We start from the raw sequence: 1973 nt of genomic DNA, 5'->3' as shown, positions 1-1973 counted from the left end.
GGTGAGCCCTGATGTTCGTGCCATCCAGAAAAGTCATGCCCAGCGCCACTCCGTGGTGGTCCTGAACCAGTTCGAGCAGGCGTTCCCACACCCCCAGTTTCGCCCAGCGGATGAAAAGCTGCGCCGCCCGCCACCACGGACCCAGCTCAGCGGGGATACTTCGCCATTTCGCACCATTCTCATGACGCCAGAAGATCGCTGCTATCGTACGCCGCAGATCATGGGGCGGTGTCTTGCCCCTTGGCCGAACCGCCTCAATCAGCGGTTCCCAGATCGCCCATGTCTCATCAGTGAAAGTGCCTGTTCCGTCTCCTTCTTCAATCCATACAATATAGGAAGTATTTTAAGATCTAACAGGCCCTAGTTTTTGCCATAGCTATCGTTGGAAGCCAGCAAACAAGACAAAAAAAAGAAACTATCTTCATATTTATTAAATATTTTTATCGACCTACACGAGGGAATACATAATTCAGTTTCCTTGTATAATCATAAACATTAGCATGATTATATTTATCTGCCATCATGGCTGCAGAAACATTTTTCCATCCAAAAATAACCCGTTGCCCAGATGATTTCTGAGATTTCAGGGACTATCGGAATAATGAATAAGCGGCCAAGGATACGATCTCGGTTTCAGATACCGCTACCAGTCCGAAAAACTACCGTCACAGCGTGATCCAGAACAGTGTGCCATTGTTTTATTCCCCTTGAGATGATCGTTACACGGGTCCTGACCTATCTAGAGGGTGTTATGCACCGTGAGCGAGTATAGCGGCGTTTCTGAGCATGAAGCACGCGAACGCAATGACATGGAGACTTGCGAGTGTTGAAGCGTAACGCTCGTAATCCTTGACGAGCCTGCGGCAGCGTGTAGCCCATGCGAAAGATCGCTCGACAACCCATCGGCGCGGCAGCAGCACAAAGCCGCGTTTGGCTTCAGGCAATCTGACGACTTCAAGGGCGATCCCCTGGGCCCGTGCTGCCCCGGCAGGTTTCTCGCCGGTATATCCCTGATCGACATAGGCCAGTTCAACGCTCTCGTCTGTCGCATCCTGAATGGCGGCGGCAAGACGTCCCACCTCGGCGCGATCATCCCGACTGGCTGGTGTGACATGCAGGGCCAGCAGGTGCCCCAGCGTGTCTACGGCCATGTGCAGCTTTGATCCCTTTTTACGCTTGGCTCCATCATATCCGGCGCGGGAACCGCTTTCCGGCGTCGAACGTAATGTCCGGCTGTCGAGAATGGCGGCCGTTGGCTCTGCCCTGCGGCCAGAAGCGATACGCAGCACGGCACGCAGATCAGACACCAACGCGTCAAAACAGCCTGCCTCCATCCAGCGACGGGATTGCTGGTAGACCGCCGACCACGGCGGGAGGTCATTCGGCATGGCGCGCCAGGCAATGCCGTAGCGGATTACGTAACGCAATCCATTGAACAGTTCGCGTAATGCGTGATGTCGTTGCTCCGCATCCTCGCGCATCAGGACCAGATACGGGACAACCAGAGACCATCCTTCGTCTGATACATCAGAGGGATACGGTTTGCGTGCAGGCGTCATCCCTCTTTACTGCACCAATCAGGCACGAAAGTACATAACACCCTCTAGCAGCCTGTCGGGTTGGGGTACCCAGTGAAGGGGTAAGGTTGTAAGGTGGTGAGATGAGCAGTTTCATCCCGTTTGACCGGTCTCAGCCGTATCTTCTGCCGCCTGATCTGAAGTCGTGGCTTCCTGCTGACGATATGGCGCATTTCATTGTCGCAGCCGTTGAGCGGGTTCCGATGAGTGCGTTCTGCGTGCCAGTGCGCACGGGTGGCAAGGCACAGTACCATCCGCGCCTGATGCTGGCCCTTCTGATCTTCAGCTATGCGAACGGGTTGTTTTCCTCACGCCGGATCGAGCGGGCGACATATCGCGACATCGGGGTGCGCTTCGTGGCGGCGAACCTGCATCCGGATCATGATACGATTGCGA

At 54.8% G+C, this 1973-nt stretch carries 3 protein-coding genes; 1 reads left to right on the top strand and 2 read right to left on the bottom strand.

Annotated elements, in window-relative coordinates; genetic code table 11:
• Window positions 1-274, bottom strand: a 274-nt coding sequence (locus GEU01_RS25330; protein WP_232272548.1) for a transposase, incomplete at its 3' end; no start/stop codon positions are given.
• A gap of 475 nt (window positions 275-749) precedes the next feature.
• Window positions 750-1559, bottom strand: coding sequence for an IS5 family transposase (locus GEU01_RS21185; protein ID WP_026018924.1), 810 nt, complete (start codon window positions 1557-1559; stop codon window positions 750-752).
• Between the two features lie 101 nt (window positions 1560-1660).
• On the opposite strand from GEU01_RS21185, the gene GEU01_RS23750 reads away from it, so the two are divergent.
• Window positions 1661-1973: transposase (locus GEU01_RS23750; RefSeq protein WP_019087598.1), on the top strand; the 313-nt coding region annotated here is incomplete at its 3' end.

Source organism: Komagataeibacter europaeus LMG 18890, assembly GCF_000285295.1.
GTDB lineage: Bacteria > Pseudomonadota > Alphaproteobacteria > Acetobacterales > Acetobacteraceae > Komagataeibacter > Komagataeibacter europaeus.
The sequence above is the reverse complement of the archived record's forward strand: the minus strand, read 5'-3'. Positions and strand labels throughout refer to the sequence as shown.